The 4,550-nt window shown below is 65.5% G+C and carries 4 protein-coding genes; 1 reads left to right on the forward strand and 3 read right to left on the reverse strand.

The window, feature by feature from the left end; translation table 11 throughout:
- Window positions 1-360: Bug family tripartite tricarboxylate transporter substrate binding protein (locus JOZ76_RS35050; RefSeq protein WP_291705952.1), on the forward strand; the 360-nt coding region annotated here is incomplete at its 5' end.
- Window positions 361-543: 183 nt separating this feature from the next.
- Here JOZ76_RS35050 and JOZ76_RS35055 read toward each other — a convergent pair.
- From JOZ76_RS35055 to nusB, 3 genes are all read right to left on the reverse strand, one after another.
- Entirely contained in the window at window positions 544-2,664 is a 2,121-nt protein-coding gene (locus JOZ76_RS35055) for a sodium-translocating pyrophosphatase (protein ID WP_291705953.1), read from the reverse strand.
- Between the two features lie 230 nt (window positions 2,665-2,894).
- On the reverse strand, window positions 2,895-3,896 hold the full coding sequence (gene thiL / locus JOZ76_RS35060) for a thiamine-phosphate kinase (protein ID WP_291705954.1): 1,002 nt from the start codon (window positions 3,894-3,896) through the stop codon (window positions 2,895-2,897).
- A 140-nt stretch (window positions 3,897-4,036) separates the two neighbouring features.
- Window positions 4,037-4,534 (reverse strand): transcription antitermination factor NusB, encoded by a 498-nt coding sequence (gene nusB / locus JOZ76_RS35065; protein WP_291705955.1) that lies wholly within the window; start codon window positions 4,532-4,534, stop codon window positions 4,037-4,039.
- Window positions 4,535-4,550: the final 16 nt, after the last annotated feature.

Genomic DNA, 4,550 nt, shown 5'->3' on the forward strand with positions numbered 1-4,550 from the left:
TCGCTGCCGCAGGTGCTGGACGGCAAGCTGACCGGGCTCGCGGTCACCACGCCGGAACGCAGCGCCTCGGCGCCCGATCTTCCGACCATGCGCGAGAGCGCCGCCGAACTGGCCCGGTTCGACGTCTCCTCCTGGTTCGGCGTGTTTTTGCCAAAAACCTGCCCAGGCGAGATCGTGGAAGCGCTGAATCAGCAGGTGAAGCTCATGCTGGAGCGCGAGGACATCAAAAAGAACATCGCCGCGATGGGCGCCCGCCCCGACTACGGCACGCCGCAACAATTCTCGGATTTCGTGGCTGCGGAGACCACGAAGTTCGCGTCCATCATCGACAGGGAGGGACTGCACCTCGACGTGCAGTGACTGATTCAAGCAAAAACCTCAGCCGTCATTGCGAGGCGCCTTTGGCGCTGAAGCAATCCAGTCCTTCCACGGGCTCCGGAATGCCTTGAAGCACTGGATTGCTTCGCCTCGCGCGCAATGACGAATGAAAAAAAATCCCGCGAGGCTTTCACCCCGCGGGATCTCAATTGCATCGATCCGGCTTCAGTGCGCCAGAATCGCAAGCAGCAGCAGCGCCACGATGTTGGTGATCTTGATCATCGGGTTCACGGCCGGTCCCGCCGTGTCCTTGTAGGGATCGCCGACGGTGTCGCCGGTCACCGCCGACTTGTGGGCGTCAGAGCCCTTGCCGCCGAAATGACCGTCCTCGATGTACTTCTTGGCGTTGTCCCAGGCGCCACCGCCCGAGGTCATCGAGATCGCGACGAACAGGCCTGTCACGATGACGCCGAGCAGCATCGCTCCAACAGCGGAGAACGCCGCCGACTTGCCGGCCGCTCCACCGCCCGCGATGACATAGATCAGGAAGTAGACCACGATCGGCGACAGCACCGGCAGCAGCGACGGGACGATCATCTCCTTGATCGCGGCCTTGGTCAGCAGGTCGACGGCCTTGCCGTAGTCGGGCTTGTCGGTGCCCTGCATAATCCCTGGCTTTTCGCGGAACTGGCGCCGCACCTCCTCGACGATGGCGCCGGCTGCGCGGCCGACCGCCGTCATGCCCATCGCGCCGAACAGGTAGGGCAACAGGCCGCCGAACAAGAGGCCCACCACCACATAGGGGTTGTTCAGCGAGAAGTCCGGATTGATGCCCTGGAAATAGGGGTGTTGCGCGGCATCACTGATGAAGAATTTGAGGTCCTGGTTATAGGCCGCAAACAGCACCAGCGCGCCGAGACCGGCCGAGCCGATCGCATAGCCCTTGGTGACCGCCTTGGTGGTGTTGCCGACCGCATCCAGCGCATCGGTCGACTTGCGGACCTCCTTCGGCAGGCCGGCCATCTCGGCGATGCCGCCGGCATTGTCGGTCACGGGGCCAAAAGCGTCGAGCGCGACGATCATGCCGGCCAGCGACAGCATGGTCGTGGTGGCGATCGCGATCCCGAACAGGCCGGCCAGGTTGTAGGTGATGAGGATGCCGGCGATGATGACGATCGCGGGCAGCGCAGTCGCCTCCATCGAGATCGCCAGGCCCTGGATCACGTTGGTGCCGTGGCCGGTGACCGAGGCCGACGCAATCGACTTCACCGGACGATAGTCGGTGCCGGTGTAGTATTCGGTGATCCAGATGATCAGGCCGGTGACGGCAAGACCGATGACGCCGCATTCGAACAGCGCCGCGCCGGTGTAGTCGACGCCAGGCAGCTTGTCGAAGCCGACCAGGTAATAGATCACGCCCGCGACGCCGATCAGCGACAGCACGCCGGTCGCGATCAGGCCCTTGTAGAGCGCACCCATGATCGACTGGCTGGCGCCGAGCTTGACGAAGAAGGTGCCGATGATCGAGGTGATGATGCAGATGCCGCCGATCGCGAGCGGCAGCGTCATCATGCTTTCGAGCGCCGACGATTTGGCGAAGAAGATCGCGGCCAGCACCATGGTCGCGACCGCGGTCACCGCATAGGTCTCGAACAGGTCGGCGGCCATGCCGGCGCAGTCGCCGACATTGTCACCGACGTTGTCGGCGATGGTTGCCGGGTTGCGCGGATCGTCCTCCGGGATGCCGGCCTCGACTTTGCCGACGAGGTCGCCGCCGACGTCGGCGCCCTTGGTGAAGATGCCGCCGCCCAGACGCGCGAAGATCGAGATCAGCGAGGCGCCGAAGCCAAGCGCGACCATGGCGTCGACCACGGTGCGGCTGTCCGGCGCGAGGCCCATGCCCTTGGTCAGCACCGCGAAATAGATGGTGACACCGAGCAGCGCCAGCCCCGCCACCAGAAGCCCGGTGATGGCGCCCGCCTTGAACGCGAGTTCGAGCCCGCCGGCCAGCGACGTGGTCGCCGCCTGCGCGGTGCGGACATTGGCGCGCACCGAGACGTTCATGCCGATGAAGCCGGCGGCGCCCGACAGGATCGCGCCGATCGCAAAGCCGATCGCGACCCGCGTGCCGAGGAAATAAGCGAGCAGCGCGAAGATCACGACGCCGACGATGCCGATCGTGGTGTACTGGCGCCGCAGATAGGCCTGCGCGCCTTCGCGCACGGCCGCCGCGATCTCCTGCATGCGCGGATTGCCCGCGTCCGCCCCCAGCACGGAGTTCGTGGCCCAGATTGCGTAAACGATGGAGAGCGCCCCGCAGAGCACAATCACCCATAAAGCTGTCATTTCAGTTTCCTCAAGACCTGTTCTTCCCCCGTGCCGTCGCAACTTCGGCGCGACGTGCACACAAAAGGAGGTCGCCCCTCCCCACAAGGGAGCGCCTCAAATCGGCCGGGACCATGCCAAAATCGCCACGGCGGTGCAACGCCGCGAAGGGCCAAATCAGGCCTTTTGGACTGGTATTATGCGCTTTTTTCGGAAAGATATTGCCGACGACGGCGGTTCTGGCTCAATTCCTAGAAATGGCTATAGGACAGCCGCTTGAGCGCGATCTCCGCGCCATCAGCACCGAGGAAACGCGGCGCGCCTGTTCCGGCGATCACCCGTCCAATCGCGGTCAGAGCAACGCCGGCGAGCCGCGCGGCTTCCGCAAAACTCTCGACGCGCGCCTCGGGCACCGCGCAGAGGAGTTCATAATCATCGCCGCCGGACACCAGCCGCTCGATGCCGGCTGCCCCGCGCGCCAGCACGGCGCGAGCCGCATCCGAGATCGGAATGCGGGGCGCATCGATGACGGCGCTCACGCCCGAGGCCGCACACAGTTTTGCGAGGTCGCCAGCCAGCCCATCGGACACGTCCATCGCGGCGCTGGCGTGGTCGCGCACCGGCAGCGCCAAGGCGTTGCGCGGCTGCGGAACGCGGTAGCGGCTGATCAAATGGTCCCGCGCGGCGGGATCGCCCGCCATCGCGGCAGCCGTTGCGCCGCCCTTGAGAATGTCGAGGCCGAGCGTCGCATCGCCGATCGCGCCGGTCACCATGATGCGGTCGCCGGGCGCTGCGCCGCTGCGATGAACCATCGTTCCCTTGGGCGCGCGGCCGAACGCCGTGATGGAGACCATGGCCGGCCCCGGCGTCGAGACGGTGTCACCTCCGAGCAGCGGGCAGCCGAACAGTTTTACATCCTCTCCCAATCCGCGTGCGAATTCCGTGAGCCAGGACGTCTCAGCGCCGCTCAGCGCAAGCGTGAGCACGAAGCCGGCGGGCGTTGCGCCCTTGGCGGCGAGATCGGACAGATTGACCCGCAGCGCCTTGCGCGCAATCGTATCGGGGGGATCGCCTTCGAGGTAATGCACGCCCTCGACGACCGCATCCGTGGTCACGACGATGTCTTCCCCGCGCGCATCGACCGCCGCCGCATCGTCCAGGAGGCCGAACGCGCCGGGATCGGTCGCGAGCGGCCTGAAGTAGCGCGCAATCAGCGCGTCTTCGCCGGAGGGATTTGGTCGATCATCGGCCATGGCACGCGTTCGAGCCTCACTCGCTGTCATCGCCCGGCTTGACCGGGCGATCCAGTAATCCGAGACACCAGTGATAGAACGGTGAAGCCGCAGCGTACTGGATACCCCGCTTTCGCGGGGTATGACCACAGAACTTGGGGCTACCCGCGCGAAAATTCATCGGCACGGAACTGCCGGGCGATCTGGTCCAGAACCGCGTTCACCATGCCAGTCTCCTCGCGCTCGACAAAGGCGTTGGCGACGTCGACATATTCCGACACGACGACCCGGCCAGGCACGTCCATGCGGTGTTCGAGCTCATAGGAGCCCGCGCGCAGCACGGCGCGCAGGATGGCGTCGATCCGCTTCAGCGGCCAGCCTTTCGACAGCGCCTCGTCGATCATGGGATCGAGCCGCGCCTGATCGCGCACGACGCCGGCCACGATATCGCGGAAAAAGGCCGCCTCGGCCGGCAGGTACTTTTCGCCCTCGACCTCGCCGCCGAGCCAATGGCTCTCGAACTCGGCAAAAATATCGTTGATCCCGGAGCCCGCGATATCCATCTGGTAGAGCGCCTGCACGGCGGCGAGCCGCGCGGCGCCGCGCCGGTTGGCCTTTTTGTCGGCGCCCGCGGCCGGCTTCTTCCTGCTTTCGGCCATGATCAGACCTGTGCCA

Origin of the sequence: Bradyrhizobium sp., from assembly GCF_019244115.1 — a bacterium.
Classification (GTDB): Bacteria; Pseudomonadota; Alphaproteobacteria; order Rhizobiales; family Xanthobacteraceae; genus Bradyrhizobium.

Excerpts from the sequence above, each read along its gene's own strand:
- JOZ76_RS35055 (WP_291705953.1), bottom strand. The coding sequence starts at position 2,664 with ATGACAGCTTTATGGGTGATTGTGCTCTGCGGGGCGCTCTCCATCGTT.
- nusB (WP_291705955.1), bottom strand. The coding sequence starts at position 4,534 with ATGGCCGAAAGCAGGAAGAAGCCGGCCGCGGGCGCCGACAAAAAGGCC.
- thiL (WP_291705954.1), bottom strand. The coding sequence starts at position 3,896 with ATGGCCGATGATCGACCAAATCCCTCCGGCGAAGACGCGCTGATTGCG.